This is a genomic window from Tenacibaculum todarodis, from assembly GCF_001889045.1.
Classification (GTDB): Bacteria; Bacteroidota; Bacteroidia; order Flavobacteriales; family Flavobacteriaceae; genus Polaribacter; species Polaribacter todarodis.
On record NZ_CP018155.1, the window covers coordinates 179,153 to 197,308 of the forward strand.

Annotated in this window: 18 protein-coding genes; 4 read left to right on the forward strand and 14 right to left on the reverse strand. The window is 29.4% G+C overall.

The genetic code is table 11. From position 1 onward, the window contains the following. Positions 1 to 13 precede the first annotated feature (13 nt). The 8 genes from LPB136_RS00865 to LPB136_RS00900 form a co-directional block, all read right to left on the reverse strand. Positions 14 to 1,696: an OmpA family protein gene (locus tag LPB136_RS00865; RefSeq protein ID WP_072554326.1), complete on the reverse strand. Its 1,683-nt coding sequence runs from the start codon at positions 1,694 to 1,696 to the stop codon at positions 14 to 16. A 1-nt stretch (position 1,697) separates the two neighbouring features. Beyond that, a complete protein-coding gene (locus LPB136_RS00870; protein WP_072554327.1) occupies positions 1,698 to 2,309 on the reverse strand; it encodes a hypothetical protein in 612 nt (203 codons plus the stop codon). Between the two features lie 23 nt (positions 2,310 to 2,332). Beyond that, positions 2,333 to 2,914, reverse strand: a complete 582-nt coding sequence (locus LPB136_RS00875; RefSeq protein WP_072554328.1) for a hypothetical protein — start codon at positions 2,912 to 2,914, stop codon at positions 2,333 to 2,335. A gap of 11 nt (positions 2,915 to 2,925) precedes the next feature. After that, positions 2,926 to 3,384 carry a hypothetical protein gene (locus LPB136_RS00880; RefSeq protein WP_072554329.1) on the reverse strand — a complete coding sequence of 153 codons (459 nt, stop codon included), beginning with the start codon at positions 3,382 to 3,384 and terminating at the stop codon, positions 2,926 to 2,928. Positions 3,385 to 3,389: 5 nt separating this feature from the next. Further along, a complete protein-coding gene (locus LPB136_RS00885) occupies positions 3,390 to 4,208 on the reverse strand; it encodes a DUF4412 domain-containing protein (protein ID WP_072554330.1) in 819 nt (272 codons plus the stop codon). A 69-nt stretch (positions 4,209 to 4,277) separates the two neighbouring features. Then, a complete protein-coding gene (locus LPB136_RS00890; RefSeq protein ID WP_158009580.1) occupies positions 4,278 to 4,508 on the reverse strand; it encodes a hypothetical protein in 231 nt (76 codons plus the stop codon). A 112-nt stretch (positions 4,509 to 4,620) separates the two neighbouring features. After that, the gene (locus tag LPB136_RS00895) at positions 4,621 to 6,048 is read right to left on the reverse strand and encodes a helix-turn-helix domain-containing protein (protein ID WP_072554332.1); all 1,428 of its coding nucleotides are present in this window, start codon (positions 6,046 to 6,048) and stop codon (positions 4,621 to 4,623) included. Between the two features lie 53 nt (positions 6,049 to 6,101). Continuing rightward, positions 6,102 to 6,605: a flavodoxin family protein gene (locus LPB136_RS00900; protein ID WP_072554333.1), complete on the reverse strand. Its 504-nt coding sequence runs from the start codon at positions 6,603 to 6,605 to the stop codon at positions 6,102 to 6,104. Between the two features lie 128 nt (positions 6,606 to 6,733). Between LPB136_RS00900 and LPB136_RS00905 the strand changes: the two genes are divergently transcribed. The 4 genes from LPB136_RS00905 to LPB136_RS00920 all read left to right on the forward strand — a co-directional run bounded on the left by LPB136_RS00905 (position 6,734) and on the right by LPB136_RS00920 (position 12,103). Beyond that, on the forward strand, positions 6,734 to 7,588 hold the full coding sequence (locus LPB136_RS00905; RefSeq protein ID WP_072554334.1) for a PPK2 family polyphosphate kinase: 855 nt from the start codon (positions 6,734 to 6,736) through the stop codon (positions 7,586 to 7,588). 88 nt (positions 7,589 to 7,676) lie between these two features. Continuing rightward, positions 7,677 to 8,504, forward strand: coding sequence for a 3'-5' exonuclease (locus LPB136_RS00910; protein WP_072554335.1), 828 nt, complete (start codon positions 7,677 to 7,679; stop codon positions 8,502 to 8,504). A gap of 171 nt (positions 8,505 to 8,675) precedes the next feature. Then, the gene (locus LPB136_RS00915) at positions 8,676 to 9,161 is read left to right on the forward strand and encodes an ABC transporter ATPase (protein ID WP_072554336.1); all 486 of its coding nucleotides are present in this window, start codon (positions 8,676 to 8,678) and stop codon (positions 9,159 to 9,161) included. 20 nt (positions 9,162 to 9,181) lie between these two features. Then, positions 9,182 to 12,103, forward strand: a complete 2,922-nt coding sequence (locus LPB136_RS00920) for a glycoside hydrolase family 3 N-terminal domain-containing protein (protein ID WP_072556864.1) — start codon at positions 9,182 to 9,184, stop codon at positions 12,101 to 12,103. A gap of 126 nt (positions 12,104 to 12,229) precedes the next feature. Here the strand turns inward: LPB136_RS00920 and LPB136_RS00925 are convergent, their stop codons facing one another. The 6 genes from LPB136_RS00925 to LPB136_RS00950 form a co-directional block, all read right to left on the reverse strand. Further along, complete coding sequence (locus LPB136_RS00925) at positions 12,230 to 13,270, reverse strand: lysophospholipid acyltransferase family protein (RefSeq protein ID WP_072554337.1); 1,041 nt, start codon at positions 13,268 to 13,270, stop codon at positions 12,230 to 12,232. Between the two features lie 41 nt (positions 13,271 to 13,311). Beyond that, positions 13,312 to 14,235 carry a bile acid:sodium symporter family protein gene (locus LPB136_RS00930; protein ID WP_072554338.1) on the reverse strand — a complete coding sequence of 308 codons (924 nt, stop codon included), beginning with the start codon at positions 14,233 to 14,235 and terminating at the stop codon, positions 13,312 to 13,314. Further along, positions 14,219 to 14,860 carry a DUF4159 domain-containing protein gene (locus tag LPB136_RS00935; protein ID WP_072554339.1) on the reverse strand — a complete coding sequence of 214 codons (642 nt, stop codon included), beginning with the start codon at positions 14,858 to 14,860 and terminating at the stop codon, positions 14,219 to 14,221. Before LPB136_RS00935 ends, LPB136_RS00930 begins: the two co-directional genes overlap by 17 nt. Positions 14,861 to 15,168: 308 nt before the next feature. Next, positions 15,169 to 16,185, reverse strand: coding sequence for a helix-turn-helix transcriptional regulator (locus LPB136_RS00940; protein ID WP_072554340.1), 1,017 nt, complete (start codon positions 16,183 to 16,185; stop codon positions 15,169 to 15,171). Between the two features lie 145 nt (positions 16,186 to 16,330). Further along, complete coding sequence (locus tag LPB136_RS00945; RefSeq protein WP_072554341.1) at positions 16,331 to 17,038, reverse strand: 16S rRNA (uracil(1498)-N(3))-methyltransferase; 708 nt, start codon at positions 17,036 to 17,038, stop codon at positions 16,331 to 16,333. Further along, on the reverse strand, positions 17,038 to 18,156 hold the full coding sequence (locus tag LPB136_RS00950) for a GTP cyclohydrolase (protein WP_072554342.1): 1,119 nt from the start codon (positions 18,154 to 18,156) through the stop codon (positions 17,038 to 17,040). The genes LPB136_RS00945 and LPB136_RS00950 overlap by 1 nt, the downstream gene beginning before the upstream one ends.

Sequence of the window (18,156 nt, forward strand, 5' to 3'; positions counted from 1 at the left end):
ATTAAATTTTAAATTAATTTGGAACTACTAATACTTCTACACGCCTGTTTTTTGCTCTATTATCGTCAGAATCATTTTTAACTATTGGTTTAGATTCTCCCATTCCTTTTTCCTTCCATTTAAATTGATTGCTAGGAATTAGCTTTTTAAGCTCAATAACCACATTTTTAGAACGCGCTAAAGATAATTTTTTGTTGAAGTTTGCATCTCCAACATCATCTGTATGTCCTTCAACAATTACATTTCCTTTCTTTAAGACCTTAATACTTTCGGCTAATTCTTTTAAAGCCTCAAAGCCTTCTGGTTTTAATTCAGATTTTCCTGTTTCAAACAATACTTTGCTATCTAATTTTAATCGCATGGCTGCACCAATTGCAGCTATAGCATCTACATCTGCTCCTGGTAATGCGCTGTATTCTTCTAAATCGGTAAGTCTAACATAGTAAAATAAATCATCTGGTGCTACAAACTCTGCAATATCTACTTCAGAAACTCCACCATCAATTTTACCTACACTTATCCAGTTAGTACCATCTTTTGAAATTTCAAGATTAGTAGGTTCTACTTTTCCTATTTCAAAAATGTATAAATCGGGTCCATTAACATCGGTTAAAGCATTGTCTATAAATTGAACAACAAGCGTTCCTGCTTTTCCTAAACTATATTCTCCGGTTATGGTTTGTGCGCCAAGATCTTCAATAACATCTGGAGTTCCTAAAACGTTATTTAAGTTTAAAACATTTAAATTTGGATGTTGGGCTTTTATAACTTTATCTGCAAAAGATAGTTTTCCTAAAGGCAAATAAACAGCTGCTCTTACTCTGCTGCTAAAAAAGGTTTCGCCAACTTCATCACCAAAATATAAGTTGGGATTTAATTTTTTAAATTCACGCTGTGCAATCTTCTCCTTCTTTTTCATTTTTTTAAGCGTAGAAACACCGCTTTTTATAAAGCGCACTAATCTATCTTTGTACTTAGGACTCGCTTTTATCTTTCCTGAGTTGTAATTATTTAATTCGCTTTTAATGGAGTCTATAAATAATGTAACTTCCTTTTTACTGTGTAAATTGTCTGCGTAATTAGATAGCTTTCTAAGTTTATAGCCTTCATAAATATTTGCATAACGGATTATATATTTAGCCTCTTTCTCGCTTAATTTAGAAATTAAATTAGTTCCAGAAATTGAATCTACTTTTTTTAGTTTTGTAGGAGTTATATCTCTTTTTAATTCGTTTTGTAATAATAATACTGCTTCTTCTATTGAAACACCTGTTGGTGTATCTTTTGAAGTTAATTGCGCTACTGAAATTGGTCCTTTTAAAGGAAATTTACGTCTTGGAAGTCGTTTTTTATTGTTTTTTGCTACCTGTTTTATTAACTTTTTTAATGAATCTGGATTGTTAATTTGTTCTGAATATTCGTCCTTTGGTATTCCACTAAATTGAAAGAGTTTTTCAATATAAACTTTATCTACAGATTTAGATACAACATTTTTAATATCAACGTCTTTAGTTATTACTTTATCAACATCCTGTATAACTTCTTTTATTTTTTCAGTAGCTTCTTTTGGTTTTTTAGACGTTTTTGGTGTTTGAGTTTCGTGAGTATCAGGAGTTGAAGATTTAGTTTTTTTTGATTCTTCTTTACATCCATAAAACACAAAAAGTACTATTAGAATAATTAAGTGTTTTTTCATCTTACTTAGTTATATTTTTTACTACTAACTGTCCAATTTTAATTAAATCTTTTTCAGTTTGCATACAAGATTGACTTGATTTGTTTTTTCCATGATGAAATACAAAAGTAAAAGCCACATTACCAATTCTTACTCCAAGATATTGGTCTTTATTGTTTTTACTTTGACTGAAGCCAATATAAGCATCATCACCTAAACCAGTAATTTCTTTAGATCCAGAAGGAATCATTCTAGTTTTCTTCTTTTTGTTAAATATTGTTGTGAAAATTTGTTTGGCTAATTCGGGCTGTGCTTCTTTACCAAATACTTTTTGAAAATCTGAAAAAACGATACTAAAATCTATGTTTTGATGTCCAGCATCATTATATATTTCATATTGACAATTTGTTTCACTATTCTGAACTAACCTATATTTTGGAGTTTTTTTTGATGTAAAACAAAATGATGAGAAATCAATATTCGCAATTAAATTATCACAGTTTCCTTTCCTAATATAGGTTTTAGATATTTTCTTTTCTGAATTATTTATATGGTTTTTATTAATTTTATTTTTTTTTCCACAAGCATATATGGTTAAAAAAGCAATTAAGTAGTATGAAATTTGTTTTTTCATTTGTTTAAAATATTAAGTTTTCTTTATAGTTCACTTATAAAAAGTTTGGCAAATTTTATAATTTCATCTTTAGAGAAAAAGCAAGGTGTTGCTCTGGTTCCTACAACACGATTGGCTTGAATTTGAATAAAACTATTGTTGTGTTTTATGTATAAAGATCTATTTGAACTTACCTTATCTGTTTTTTCTAATCCAGCTAAATCTCCAAGGTTTTTTATAGAGTCTATAGTATCGCTCATTTCCAATAAAAATATATTATACATAGCGTCTGCATCTTTTTTGTTTTTGTAGGTAGTTATGCTTATGTCTAAATATTCATCAAAATTATCAACTTTGGCAAAACGAAATGTACAACCCATATTATTGGAGGAGACAACAGTGTAATTTGGGTTTTCACTTTCAATAAAGCAAATTGTTGAATAATCTGCTTTTTTAAAATAATCTTTACAATCTAATAATTCAATGTTTTTTGAAGCTTTATCTATCATCTTTTGCTTCTTGTTTTCGAGTTCTTCAATTAAAGAACCTGTGCTTTTTGCTTTTGGATCAGATTTACAGCAGTAAAAAGCTGAAATACAAATTAATATAAGTGTGAGTTTTTTCATTTTTATATTTTTTACTTTTTTAAGACCAATTCTGCTTTAGTAATTTTTAAATCTGGGTTTTTGGTTGCAATTAAAATAGATTTAAAAGTATAAGATTCATCTTTCTTTATGTTTAACTTGTAGTTTTTACCTGTAAAACGCCATTTAGTTTTTCCCATTAAAGCCGTTTTTACTTCGTCAACAGTTATGTTTTTGTTGGTTGGATCAATTTCAATTTCTGAAATTTTTGTTTTACCGATAAAAATTTTCACTTTAAAACGAAGTTTAACATTTCCTTTATATTCATAGTCCATATCAGACCAAATAGCAATTTCATCTCCTTTTTTTAAAGAGAGTGTAGTTTCTTCTGAAAAAACATTTCCTTTTGTACTTACTTTATTAATTTTAAGTCTTGCAACTTCTTTTCCAGTTAAATTACTACAACTTATTGTTAAAGATGTAATAATTAGTAATAAGATTATTTTTTTCATATTAATTAGTAGCCAATATTTTGATAGTTATTTGAATCAATTTTTAACGAAGATTTTTCTATAGATAAACACTTCATAAGAATAGTACGAGGTTTTCTTTTAGAGCTATCTATCATTTCCATTTCCATTGCCCAACCATCTAAGTTATTCATCCATTGTTGATTGTTAGCTTTGTTTTTAGCGCCATTGTACATGACACTTGGAAAACGAAAATCTACTTCTTTGGTAACCCAAATTGTAGCGGTCATTTCTTTACCAGACATTTTATATTCTTTACAATTGTAACCTAAAATAACTTTAGTGTTTCCAGTCGGTGTAATGTTAAAATCGGTATTATCTACATCTACGTCATCGGTTTTAAATTCGATACCCATTTTTATTTTTTTACCAGCATTTTGCATAAACGTAAACATAGCTTCACGTTCCACGTCATAAACCGTCATAAAATCATCTTTGACCCTTTTGTCTTTAATTCCCATTCCAAAAAAACTACCTGTATTTGGTAGGTAATAGTCAATTTTAGTAACTTCTTTTCCAGATGAAATTTGCATTACCGCTTTGTGGTTAAATGCATAGCTATTTGCTGGTTTTACATTAGAGAATCCGGGAATGCTAGTTTTTTTTCTTTTTTTCTTTTTTTTAGAGTTGTTAAAGGTAGAATCGAAAGCTTTTTCGGTTTCTTTGGTTGTTTTTTGTTCTACTTTTCTTTCCACAGCTTTCTCGGCAGCTTTTTTAACTTTCTTACCTAATCGTTTAAAGAATTGAGCATTTGCAGTTCCAGAAAAGCATAAAAGAAGGCCGATAATGAGTGTTGATTTTTTCATAAATTTAATTTTTTAAATAGTTAGTTTTTAATATAATTATTAGTTTTCAACAATCTTGAAGGTTTTAAACTATTTGTTAGAGAGTGTTTTAACTAGTGTAAAGTCAGGTTTTAAATCAGAAAAATCTACTTCGGTTTTTAGAGAGTTTGTAGCTTCAAGTGTAAGGCTAAAAAAAGATTCTTCTAAGGTTAATTCTATAGCATTAACACATTCATTATTTTCAGAAGGAGTTTGTTCCTGTATTTTAAAACAAAAAAATACTATAAGAATTAAAGGATAAAAAGTGATTTTTTTCATCATTATTTTTAACTCAAATCTACAGAAAAGAGAAGCTTAGGGAGCTGTTAAAAAGAAATGATTTATATTTTTGTTGCGTCAATTCTCGAATTGACTTCCTATAAGTGTAATGTAATTAGTGGGTTAAGTTGCTGATGAACTTGTAAGGTGTTTCGCTGTATTTAGCTACGAAAGCGCGTTCAAAACTTTTTTTAGACCCAAAACCAGACTCTCTGGCAATCTCACCAATCTTATAATTTCTAAATTTTTTGTCTTTTTGAATGCGATTGTAAGCATATTCAATACGTAAATCATTTATAAAAACAGAAAATGATTTGTTATACTTCTCGTTAATATAATGACTTAAATAACGTTCAGATTTTATGCCGTTTTCTAAGCAAACAGTTTTTCTTGTACTCTTTGGTTTTAAGAATAATTGTTTTTCTTTTAATTCTTTTAATGCAACCTCAATTTTTTCAATTTCACTTTCACTAACTACTATTTTTTTTCCTGGTGCTTTTGTAAGTAAGTTAGATAATTTTTTATTTGTTTTCTTATTATTTAAATAAAAGTAAATTCCGAAGGCAATTAAAGCTATTAAAATGATGCAAAAAAATAAATATTCTTTTAAATCTTTATTTTTAGCATTAACCAATTCGCGTTTTTTTTCAACGTTATACAATTCTCTGTACTTTTCAGCTGAAAAACTTAAGGAATCGTTAATAGCCTCGTTGTATATTTTGTGATAAGCATTAGCTTTTTCTTGATTACCTAAATTTTCATAAACTTCAATTAATTTATTCGCTGCCACCTTAATCTGTTCTGGGTCTTTTGTTTCTATAGTAAGGTTTAAATGCTCGTTAAAGTATGCTGTAGCTTTTAATAAAGAGTCTTGTTTTACTAAACAATCTCCAATCATTGAGTACGCATAACTTTTAGAATTTATAAAACTTGCGGTATCTCTAATAGTTTGGAAGTTTAACTTTTTACATAACTCGTAGTTTTTGTTAAAAAAATTATATTGCATGGCAACATGATTTTTTGTGATAGGATTTAAATCTGAGTCTTTAGTTATTTTGTATGCTTCTATTATAGCGTTTTTTGCATTAATTGAATCTTTTTTGTTTTGATAAAGGCTAGATAGTAAAAGATGTGTTTGTACTGATAAAGAATTGTTTTTGTTGTGTTTTACTACTAAATCAAAGTATTCAATAGATTTGTCATAATCTGTAATTGCAGAATAAATTGCGCCAATCATAAAATTAAAATTGACTCTTTTTTGTTCATCTTTTATAGTATCTAACGAATTAAAAGCAATTTTTAACGCTTCATTATAAGAAGATTGCATAAAAAGCACCTTTACCAACTGATAATTTAAAGCACTTTTATCTTGCTTTTTAGGTAGTTTATCTAAGTTAGCTTTTATGTAAATTTTAGCTGAATCTAATTTAGCCTGAGATATATATTGGTTTATTTTTTGTTGAATCTGCGCTGATTCTTGACCAATAACTGCGTTGATAGTAAAAATAAATGTAAAAAAGAATATTAGTTTAATATTTTTCATTGGAAACAAATATAACATATTAACGTTCTTTGAAAAATAAAAATAGTAACAAACTAAATTAACTTTCTAAAATCATTAATTTGTTTTTTAGCATTTTCAGAAATCTCTTTTCCATTAAAAAAAGCGTGCGTATCTCCAAGATAATTCATTCCTAAGTATTTTGCACTTTCCACAAAGGGCATTTCAAAACCATTTCGTCTATCGTTTCCTGCAGAATTACTAAGCATAGCCATATTTTTACCACGTAACTGTCTTCCTAACTCTTTTTTGTAGTGCAGTAAATCAGACATTCTGTCGAAAAAATCTTTTAGCATTCCGCTCATTGTGTACCAGTAAACCGGTGTTGCAAAAATAATAGTGTCATAGTTTGCTATAATGTTTTCCATCAATGGTAAAAAATCATCATTTGCATTGCTAAAATCATATTCAAACGCACCAATGTTTTTGGTTTTTAAGTCGATTACATCAAACTTTTTGTCTTTGTTTAAATAGTTTACTACTTTATGAGTGTTGCCAAAACTGTTGGAGCTTCCTTGTATTATTACTGTTTTATTCATTTAATAAAAGTGTGAAAAATAGTTATAATAATGTTGAAAAGCTGATAATAAATATCAATTAAACCCAAGAAAAAATCAATAGAAAAACAAGTATTTTTTCTATCTTTAGGTTTTAATTATAGATTTAAATGAATTTATCAAAATATAAAGTTTCTGGCGCTATTCAACTTAAAAATTCTGTTACAAAAGAAGTGGTTGAAGATGCAGAAAAGAAACTAAAAAAGACACGTAAAAAGTTAGCAAAATTACAAGACGCTATGTATGCGGAAGGTAAATATAGTGTATTGGTTTGCTTGCAAGGAATGGATACTTCTGGTAAAGATAGCTTAATACGTGAGGTTTTTAAACAATTTAATGCGCGTGGAGTAGAAGTGTATAGTTTTAAAGTTCCTACGGAATTAGAATTAAAACACGATTTTTTATGGAGACATTACATTGCACTTCCTGCAAAAGGAAAAGTAGGAGTTTTTAATAGAACGCATTATGAAAATGTATTGGTAACAAGAGTGCATCCGGAGTATATTTTTGGAGAAAATATTCCGTCTGTAAAAAGTTTAGCCGATTTGGATGATGCTTTTTACCATGATAGAATGGATAGAATAAATGATTTTGAAAATCATTTAGCCGCAAACGGAACTATTGTTTTAAAGTTCTTTTTAAACTTATCTAAAGATGAACAAAAAAACAGATTATTGCGTAGATTAAATATCCCAGAAAAGAATTGGAAGTTTTCTGCAGGCGATTTAAAAGAGCGTAAATTGTGGGATAAATACCAAGATTGTTATGAGGATTTGCTAAACAGAACTTCTAAAGAAAATGCGCCTTGGTTTGTACTTCCTGCAGATGATAAGCCTTCTGCGCGTTTTATTTTAGCAGAAATATTATTAGAAGAAATGGAAAAATATAATTTTAAAGAACCAACGTTACCTGCAAAAATACAAGCGCAAGTAGAAGAATTTAAAGCACAATTAAATAATGAATAAAGTTTGTCATTCCTGCGAAAGCAGGAATCTCAGAAAATATAAGAATAAAAATTAAATAGATTCCTGCCTACGCAGGAATGACAGAAATATGGAATTAAACTTAACAAAACCAATCGTATTTTTCGATTTAGAAACTACAGGAGTAAGTATTGCAACCGATAGAATTGTAGAAATTGCAATTTTAAAAGTGCATCCAAACGGAAATAAAGAAAGTAAAACGTGGTTGGTAAATCCAGAAATTGAAATTCCGCAAGGAGCCATCGATATTCATGGAATTACAAACGAAAAAGTAGTTACCGAACCAACTTTTAAAGAATTAGCTGCAGAAGTTAGCAAAATGATTGAAGGTTGTGATTTAGCGGGTTTCAATTCTAATAGATTCGATATTCCTTTGTTAGCAGAAGAATTAATGCGAGCAGGAATCGATTTTGATATGAATAACAGAAAAGCGGTTGATGTTCAAGTAATCTTTCACAAAAAAGAACAACGAACATTAAGTGCTGGTTATCAATTTTACTGCGGAAGAGAATTGGAAGGAGCGCACGGAGCAGAAGCAGATACCAACGCAACCTATGAAATTTTGTTAGCGCAATTAGATAAATACGACGATATAGAAAATAGTATTGATGCGTTAAGTGAATTTTCAACTCACGGAAAAAGAGCTGATTTTGCTGGTTTTATTTTAATGAATGAAGAAGATCAAGAAATTTTTTCTTTCGGAAAGTACAAAGGAAGAACAGTAGAAGAGGTGTTAAAAGAAAACCCAGGTTATAACAATTGGATTCAGAATGCAGATTTTCCATTGTACACAAAAAAGGTATTAAGACAAATAAAAGAAAGAATGTCTGCGCCAAAAGATACCATGAGTGATGAGGATAAGTTGAACGCGTTACAGCAAAAATTTAATTTGAGGTAAACAATTTGTCATTCCTGCGCAGGCAGGAATCTATTGTTAAAGTACTCTAAATTAACAAATGATTAAGGAGCGTTGGTTTTTTATGGAATTATATTCGTTAAAAAACGAAATCAGATAAAAGAACTGACTACTTAAACAAACACACAATTAAACAATTAAACATTTCAAAAAATGTTCACAGAATATAAAAATTTACCAGATAACTCACGCGTTTGGATTTACCAAGCAGATAGAGAATTTCAAATAGAAGAAATAGAACACATAAGTGCAAAAGCGTTGTTGTTTATAGACCAATGGACGCGTCATGGAGACGATTTAAAAGGATCATTTACTATAAAATACAATCAATTTTTAGTGTTGGCAGTAGATGAAGGATTTAACAATGTTTCTGGTTGTTCTATAGATTCTTCAGTTAAATTTGTACAGGAATTAGAAAAAGAATTGCAGTTAGATTTAATGAACAAATTAAACGTATCATTTAAAGATAACGATAATATAAATATTGTGAAATTAACTGATTTTCAGCAATATGCAAAAGATAAAAAAATAAATGCTGAAACCATTGTTTTTAACAACATGGTAAATACAAAAGAAGATTTTGAAACTAAATGGGAAGTTCCAGCAAAAGAAAGTTGGCACAAACGCTTTTTGGTATAAAAATTGAATTAAAAACAACTATGCAAAAAAGAATATTCCTTTTATTTTTATTCAACGTTTTCTTATTAAGTGCGCAAGCACAAAGTGTAGATCCGTTAAGAGCAACTGATGCAGCTGCGCAACAAATTTGGGTAGATAGTATTATAAATAACATGACTGTTGAAGAAAAAATTGGTCAACTATTTATGGTACAAGCTTATTCTAATTTAGATGCTAAGCATGAAAAAACTATTACAAATATGATTGAGAAATATCATGTTGGTAATTTAATTTTTATGCAAGGAACGCCAGAAAAACAAGCAAAACTGAATAATAAATATCAAGAACTATCTAAAGTTCCGTTAATGATTGGTTTTGATGGAGAATGGGGTTTAGATATGCGTTTAAAAAACGTATATAAATTTCCTTGGAACATGACTTTAGGCGCAATTAGAGATAATAATCTGGTTGAAGAATTTGGTAAACGAATAGGAGAGCATTGTAAGCGATTAGGAATTCACATGAATTTTGCGCCTGTTGTAGATGTGAATATAAATCCAGAAAACCCAATTATTGGTAATCGTTCTTTTGGAGAAAGCAAAGAGAATGTAACCCAAAAAGCAATTGCCTTTACTCGTGGAATGCAACAAGCTGGTGTGCTTGCAAATGCAAAACACTTTCCTGGACATGGAGATACAGCGTCAGATTCTCATCATACTTTACCAGTTTTAAACTTTACAAAAGAACGTTTAGATTCAATAGAATTGTATCCATACAAAAGAATGTTTGATGCAGGTGTAGCAAGTGTTATGACAGCGCATTTAAGTATTCCTAGTTTAGAGCAAGATCCTGCTTTACCTACATCACTTTCTTATAACGTAACCACAAAGTTATTACAAGAAAAGTTAGGTTTTTTAGGGTTGGTTATAACCGACGGATTAAACATGAAAGGCGCTGCAAATTATTCTACTTCAGCAGAAATAGATTTAGCCGCAATACTTGCAGGAAACGACATGTTGTTAATTCCGCAAGATGTTCCAGGTTCTGTAAAATTGATGAAAAATGCACTTAAAAACGGAATGCTAACCGAAGAAAGATTAGAGCATTCTGTTCGTAAAATATTAAGAGCAAAGTATTTAGTTGGTTTAAATAAGTATAAACCAGTTTCAGAAGACAATTTACAAGCTGATTTAAATGCTCCAAAAGATGAGGTTTTACATAGAAAATTGATTAAAAATTCTATTACCATTCTAAAAAACACAAACGGAGATATTCCGGTTAGAAATTTAGAAAAACGTAAAATTGCTTATGTTTCAATGGGAGATTCTAAAGGAACTCATTTTGTAAATATGTTGCAGAATTATGCAAAAGTTGATGTGGTTTCAGATAAAAACTTAGCAACTCTTCAACAAAAATTAGAAAAATACAATTTAGTAATTATTGGTTTTCATAAATCTAATGACCATCCTTGGAAAGGATATAAATTCACAAACAAAGAACTAGTTTGGTTGCAAGAAATTGCACGAGAAAAAAATGTTATTTTAGATGTTTTTGCAAGTCCATACAGTTTATTACAAGTTAAATCATTTACTAATATTGAAGGTTTATTGGTTTCTTATCAAAACAGTAAATTGGCACAAGAACTTTCTGCGCAAGCAATTTTTGGAGCTTTAGATGTAAACGGAAAATTACCGGTTTCAATAAAGAATGAGTTTGGAGAAGGGCATGGTTTGTTAGCCTATAGTTTAAAAAGATTTGAATACTCTACGCCAGAAGATGTTGGTATGTCTTCTTTGGTTTTAGAAGGAATAGATAAAAGAGTCGATACAATTTTAAAGCAAAAAATGGCTCCTGGAGTTCAGGTTTTGGTGGCTCGTCATGGAAAAGTTATTTACAATAAAAGTTTCGGATACCACACGCATAGTAAAAAGCTAAAAGTAAAAAATTCCGATGTGTATGATTTGGCTTCCCTAACAAAAATATTGGCTTCCCTACCTTTAATTATGAAAGCAGAAGAGGAGCAGGTTTTACCATTGTCGGCAAGTTTAAAAGATATATTACCTTCTTTTAAAAACTCAAATAAAGAAAAAGTAACTGTAAAAGAAATCTTGTCGCATTTTGGACGCTTAAAAGCATGGATTCCATTCTATAAAGGCACTCAAGATAGTGTAACGGGTAGAAATTTATCAAAATTTTATAGCAAGAAAAAATCAGATAAATATCAAATTAAGATAGCTCAGAATTTATATATGAATAAAAGCTACCAAGACAGTATTTATAAATATATAAAAGATGCAGATCAAAGAGAAAGCAAGCGTTATAAATATAGCGATTTAGGATATTATTTATTCAAGAAAGCATTAGAAGATACATATCATAAACCATTAAATACTTTGGTAGATGAAGAGTTTTATCAATCTTTAGGAGCAAATAGAACCTCTTATTTACCTTTAGAAAAATTTAGAAAATCAGAAATTATTCCAACAGAAAAAGACACTTATTATCGCAATCAATTATTGCAAGGTTACGTGCATGATATGGGCGCAGCAATGCAAGGTGGAGTTGGCGGTCACGCGGGTTTATTTGCAAATGCTAATGATGTTGCCAAGATTATGCAAATGTACTTGCAAAAAGGCGAATATGGAGGCAGACAATACCTGTATCCTGAAACGGTAGAAAAGTTTAATAAGCGTTATTTTCAGGACAAAAAAGTTCGTAGAGGCTTAGGTTTCGATAAGCCGCAATTAAATCCAAAAGTTAAGGCAACTTGTGGTTGTGTTTCCGAAGAAAGTTTTGGTCATAGTGGTTTTACAGGAACTTATACTTGGGCAGATCCACAAAGCGGAATTGTCTATGTTTTCCTATCAAATCGAGTATATCCAAACATGGATAATCGAGGTTTGGTAAGAAGTAATATGCGAACCAAAATCCAACAAGTAATTCAAGACGCTATTATAAAATAGTTGTTTTGTTATTTTGTCTTTCGTTTGGCGTAGTTTAATTGTTAGAAGCTATTTCCTGCTTTCCGCTATATCTTTTTTGAGAAAAACAAAAAAGGATGCCGCTTCAATCAGGGCTAAGTTAGTTTGCTAACTTTCTGTATTTGTTGGAGATAATTTCGTATAAATCAGCACTAGAATTAATGAAGTTAAAAAATAGATAACGCCAATTTTATTTCCGAATAAATAAGAAATAATTAAAGCCTGTAAGCTATAAAAAAACGGAATTAAAACTAAATTTAAGCCAAACCGAAAGGTATCTACAAACTCAATTTCAGGTATTTTTTTAGCCGTTTTTTTCCAAATAATATAAGCGAAAATACTATTAATAATAAGCAATAGTTTTATAAATTTAAATTCCCTTTTAGGCTTTTCAATTGGCGGAAATGTTTTCTTTTTTACAATCCAATTTACAGTTTCAGTATCTGTAAAATCAACTTGAGCAGCATTTAGTTTAGTGACTGTTTCTTCGTAATTTTCAGCATCTATATGTGCACTTAATTCTTTTAATTGGTTAGAAACTTGTTCTTTAAGTTTATTTACTGAGTTGTTAATCTCGTTAGGGTTATAAAAAGAGCTCGTTAATATTGGCTTTCCAATATTAACTGCGACTTTTGTGGGTAAAATAGATTCGTTTTGGTAAGTTAATCCAATAGGAACAATATGTATTTCCAAATCTTTATGTTTGTCAAGTGCTCTAAATAGAATCCTCGTAAAACCTTTGCTTAAAGGTCTAATGGTTCTTTTTATATTATGACTTCCTTCAGGAAAAATAAGTATTGCTTTCTTGCTTTTAAATAAGCTTACACACTGTTCAAAAATAGCATCATTTTTAGAAATTTCTTTTAAACCATCTCTAATTCTGTAAATTGGCATCATGCCTAACAAACCAAATATTTTAGCAATTATAGTTTTTTTAAAAACTGCAGCACGAACTAAAAAATGAGTTTTTCTTTTGGTGGAAGTAGCTATTATTAATGGGTCAATTAAAGCATTTGGATGATTAGCCATAAACAAAATAGCACCCTTTTTTGGAATGTTTTTTTCGCCTTTAACAATTATTCTTTTAGTGTAAAAAAATAACCCGACAGAAATAACTGTTTTAACAAAGAAGTAAAATATGTTTTTCATTTTTGCTTACTGCTTACTGCTTACTGCTTACTGCTTACTGCTTACTGCTTACTGCTTTTTCTTCCCCAATAGGTTGCTAAAACCATTCCTGAAAAAACATCCCAAATGCCCCAAAAAGCTGCAAGTAAAGCCATTCCGCCTAAACCTTCAAAAAAACCAAAGATTAATAATAAGCCTAATCCGCCATTTTGAATTCCGGTTTCAATAGCTATTGTTTTAGAATCAGCTTTATTAAGTCTAAATATTTTGGCAGTTGAAAACCCTAAAATATAAGCAAAGATGTTATGAAAAATAACCAAGAATAAAACATGATGAATATGGTTAGTGAAAATGTCTAAATTCTGTGAAAATGCTATTACAATTAATAAAATAAAAACGGTCATTGAAAGTGGTTTTAAAACTTTTTCAATTTTTTCAGCCATTTCATTATGGTAATGTTTTATAAGCATACCAACTATTAAAGGAATTCCAAGAATTAACGAAACTAATTTAAATAACTCAAACGGATTTAATTCAACCGTTTTTAATATTGCATTAGTAGGTTCGTACAAACTTCCCCAAAAATGTAAATTTATCGGAGTCATAAAAATGCAGATAAGTGTTGCAAAAGCCGTTAAGCTTACAGATAAAGCTGCATTTCCACCAGCCATTTTACTAAAGAAATTAGAAACATTTCCACCAGGACAAGCCGCTATCATCATCATTCCTAAAGCAAAACTAGGGTGAGGTTGAATAATTAATATTGCCAAAAATGTTGCTGCAGGCAATAATATAAACTGAGATAATACACCGACAAAAACAATTTTAGGATTTTTAAAAAGGCGTTTAAAATCGTCAATTTTTATGCCTAATGCAACTCCAAACATAATAATAGCAATTGCTATATTTAATAACCAAAGACCTTCGGAATCAAAATTAATTTTAATATCGTCTATATTTATTGTCGGATTAGTTTTTAAAAGCATATTCTATAATATTTGCGCCCATTTTTAAAGCCTTTTCTCTTACTTCTTTAGGATTATTGTGTACAACAGCATCTTCCCAACCATCACTTAAATCAGTTTCGTAATCGTAAAAGACAATTAATCGTCCTTCGTAAAATAAACCAAAACCTTGTGGAGGTTGTTTATTGTGTTCGTGTATTTTTGGTAATCCGTTTGGAAATGAAAAAGTCTGATTATAAATAGGGTGACTGCTTGGTATTTCTTGTAATTCTAATTTCGGAAAAACCTTTTTCAGTTCTCTTCTAATGTATTTGTCTAATCCATAATTATCAGAAATATGAAGGAAACCACCAGAAATAAGATAGTTTTTTAAGTTTTGTGATTCATCATCAGAAAAGAAAACATTACCATGTCCAGTTAAAAATAATATTGGGTAATTAAAAATATCTTCATCTTCCGCAGAAACAGTTTGTATATTTTTGTTAATTAATGTTTTACAATTTGTATTGGTAAAAGCAATTAAATTTGGAAGCGCAGTAGGATTTGAATACCAATCTCCACCACCATTATATTTTAAAATTGCAACTTCTTGTGCGTTAATTATGTATGTTGATAAGAGTAAAAGGAAAGTGAAAATAAAGCGCATATTAAATTTTAGTATTCATAAATTTTAACTAAACGTCTACAACGTTTTTTTATATATGAAGCAATATAGTAATTTTAGGGCATAAAAAAACACCATCATAGCAAATGGTGTTTTGCGCAAAACTCTCCTTTTTCATATTTGAGAAATTCCTCAACGCGTTATTTAGATATTATAATCGAAAATTTAAACCCCTTCAGCTTTTCTAATTATTTTATCTACATCAAATTTAAGGATAATTTTAAATATAGATGTCCGAAAACGTCCAAATTGGACGTTTTCGGACAAATTTCACATTAAAATAACGTGTATTATTTTTTAGCTCTAAATTCAGCAGGAGTCTTTCCAGTGTGTTTTTTAAAGACCGTGTAAAATGTAGATCTTGATTTAAAACCAGATTCTAGGCCAACGGCAGTAATTGTATATTGATTGTAATTACTGTCAGTAAGAAGTTTTTTGGCTTGTTCTACCCGCAATTCATTCATGTATTCTGTAAATGATTTTTGTGCACTAGAATTCATAATTGCAGAGAATTTACTTTTACTCATGCCAAGTTCTTCAGCTAATATTTCTCGAGTAATTTTACTTTCTGTAAACTTTTTATTGGATAAAATATAGTTATGAATTATTGTAAATTCTTCATCGTATTTATCTTCAATAGAGGTGGTTTCTTTAGTTGTATCGGTTGTTCTTAAAATTGCTCTTAAACTTCTCCTTTCTTTTAGTAAACTATATTGTTTAATTGATTGATAACCTAACCAGAAAATTAATAAAGTAGTGTAAACTCTTAAAGGATAATAGGAAAAAATAAACCCAGTAAAATTCATTTTTACTTTTATTGCTAAAGCTGCAAACCAAAGTAGATAGCCTAATGCTCCAATAACAAAAAACAGATAAATCCAACGTAAATTATCAAATGATAGAATTTTAGGAAACAAGTTTTCCTTCTTATATAAAACATAAAATGAGTATCCAAAAACTCCTATAGATATTATAAAACTAAAAATTTCTTCAATAGAAGTGTATTTTTCATACAAAAAGTTAAGTTTTTCAATGTTTGAAGTTCCAGAGTAGATTAGAATAAAAGAAATTTGTAATAGTATTGCTAAGAAAAATAGTGGTAATATTATCCGTATAATTTTTATTGATTTATCTACAATTTCTAAATAATGTATTAAAAACATATAGAAAAAAGGTGCAAATAAAAAATGCCAAGGCACTTGAATATAGTCCAGCATAAATTTATGTTGGAATAACTCTTTTGCTAAAATCCAAGATTGTAAATTATTTAAAGAAATGGAAAGTATAGTAAGGCTTAGGTAAACCATACTTTTTACTCTTCCTATTTTGGAAAAGTGTAGGGCAATACTATAACTTATACCAAGTATAGCACTTACTATTAAGAAGTGGTTGAATAGGGTTGTTATATGCAATTTTAAAGTTCTTTTTCAAGGTGCAATATACAATTTATTCTTATTGGTTTATTAAAGAAATTGTTTGAACAGCAACTAAGCCAGCAGTTTCTGTTCGTAATCGGCTTTCTCCCAGTGAAATAGGTTGTAGTTTTTTTTCTAAAGACCTTTTTATTTCTTCTGAAGAAAAATCTCCTTCAGGTCCAATGAGAATTATAGTTTTTTCTGAAGGTTTTACGGTGTCTTTTAATAATTTTTTCTCTCCTTCTTCACAATGAGCAATACACATTGTTTCATCAGAATTTTGATTGATAAAATCGTTAAATTTAATAGGTTCATTTAGTTTGGGTAAAGTGAATTTTAACGATTGTTTCATAGCAGATTGTACAATTTTTTCTAATCGTTCTAATTTAACAACTCTTCTTTCTGAGTTTTGACAAATAATTGGCGTTATTTCATCGATACCAATTTCAGTAGCTTTTTCTAAAAACCATTCTAGACGGTCGTTGTTTTTAGTTGGTGCAATGGCAATGTGTAAGTAGTAGTTCCATGGTTTTGACTTAGTTTCAGTATTTACAATAGTAGCAATGCATTTTTTGTCACTAGCAATGCTAATTTCAGCAGAAAATAAAAAACCTTTTCCGTTTGTAATATGTAAAATATCACGTTCTTTTTTTCTTAAAACTCTAACAATGTGTCTGCTTTCTTCTTTAGAGAAGGTTAATTGTTGAGTTGCCTCATTTATGTCTGAATTATAAAAAAGTTGCATTATAAATTTAATCTATAGGTTCTACGTCTTTTGTGTGTTTCTGGATTAAAATCTTTCCATAATTTATGAATAGCTTCATTGTCTTTTAATTCTGGAGTTCTAATACAGTTTTCAATTCCTAAAGGAGCAAATGTTTTAGTGTATTGGTCAAAAATAATTGCATGTACACCTTTGTTTTGATATTCTGGATGCACACCAATTAAGTAAAAAGTTACGTCTTTAGCTTTTTTTCTTGCTCTTAATAAATGAAAAAGGCCAAAAGGAAATAATTTGCCTTTTGCTTTTTGTAGCGCTTCAGAAAACGAAGGCATTACAATGGCAAAAGCAACTAGTTTATTATTTCTGTCTACAACAAATTTAATATACTCAGGGTTTATAAAACTGATGTATTTCTTTTTGAAAAATGCAATTTGAGAATCTGATATTGGGACAAAAGTTGATAGTTTAGAGTAAGCGGCGCTAAAGACTTCAAACATTTCATCTACATAAGGCATAATGTCTTTTGTCTTAGTGAAATCTAATGCCGTTAACTCATATCTTTTTTTAATAATGTTGCTAATTCGGTTAAAATAAACGCCATCAACATTATTAAATTTAAACTTATTCTCTAGATATTCTTTCTCTTTTATAAAGCCAAGTTTTTCTAAATGATCTTTATAATATGGATGGTTGTACCAAGTAATCATTGTGCCAATATGATCAAAACCTTCAGTTAAAACACCAGTTTTATCTAAGTTATTGAAGCCAATTGGACCTTCAACAAATTTTAAATTGTTTTGATGGCCAATTTCTTTTACTTTTTCTAATAAAATTTTTGAAACTTCAATGTCATCAATAACATCAAACCAACCGAAACGCATTTTTTTAATGCCTTGTTGTTCAATTTCGTAGTTATTGATAATTGCAACAACTCTACCAACTATTTTTTTGTTTTTTATAGCAATAAAAAAACGAGCATCTGCATTTTCAAATACAGGATTTTTAGTTTTGTCAAAGTTTGCTATTTCGTCTTTTATTATTGGTGGAACCCAATATTTATTATCTTTATATAGTGAAAAAGGAAACGTAACAAATTGTTTCATTTCCTTTCTTGTAGTTATTTCTTTTAAGGTTATCAT